Origin of the sequence: Bartonella sp. MU70NMGDW, assembly GCF_042194085.1 — a bacterium.
Classification (GTDB): Bacteria; Pseudomonadota; Alphaproteobacteria; order Rhizobiales; family Rhizobiaceae; genus Bartonella; species Bartonella grahamii.
In genome coordinates this window covers 1-586 of sequence record NZ_JBHIMK010000558.1, presented here as the reverse complement: position 1 = coordinate 586, position 586 = coordinate 1, and the positions used below count along the sequence as shown (strand labels likewise).

At 39.9% G+C, this 586-nt stretch carries 1 protein-coding gene; it reads right to left on the bottom strand.

What is annotated here, in order from left to right:
* Window positions 1-94: 94 nt before the first annotated feature.
* Complete coding sequence (locus ACFIKE_RS12145) at window positions 95-424, bottom strand: hypothetical protein (protein WP_375650216.1); 330 nt, start codon at window positions 422-424, stop codon at window positions 95-97.
* Window positions 425-586 lie beyond the last annotated feature (162 nt).

Below are 586 nucleotides of genomic sequence, written 5' to 3'. Positions count from 1 at the left end.
GCTCTAATCCTTCTTTCGATATCTTTCTCATCTGACGCTCCATAAAAAAAGCCCCACAAAAGTGAGGCTGGATAAAAATGTTTTTTTATGATCTCTATTGACTATGCTCTTTGATCAGTTGCTCGACTTCTTCAACACGAAAGCCAAGTTGAAAGAGCGGTGCATATTCGCTTTCCTGTAATTCATACTGACAACGCTTTTCTACAAAATCACCATTTGAATCAAACGGCATGGTTGTTGTTAGACAAACCTTATGCGTGTCATCTTCAATCCCCTCTTCTCCCTCTCCAAGCTCTTTAACAAAGACCCAATAAAAACGCGTCTCTAAAAGAACCTCTAACCTCCTTACGGTTTCAGCCTTATCAAAGGAAAGCATATTCATATAATCTTCTTTGCTATTTAAATGCTCTGGATAATCTATCATCTACCCCTCCTAAATATAATGCCGTGGATAACTACAGCCACGGGCGCTAGCCGATTCATAAATAGCATTCCGTATAATGACTGCGCGCAGATGTGGAGTGATATTCGTAGTATCTGACCAGTCTCCACCAGCCAACAATGCATACATATCTTTTTTAAACTG

Bases quoted from the DNA above. Each gene is read 5' to 3' on its own strand.
- ACFIKE_RS12145 (WP_375650216.1), bottom strand. From the start codon at position 424: ATGATAGATTATCCAGAGCATTTAAATAGCAAAGAAGATTATATGAAT.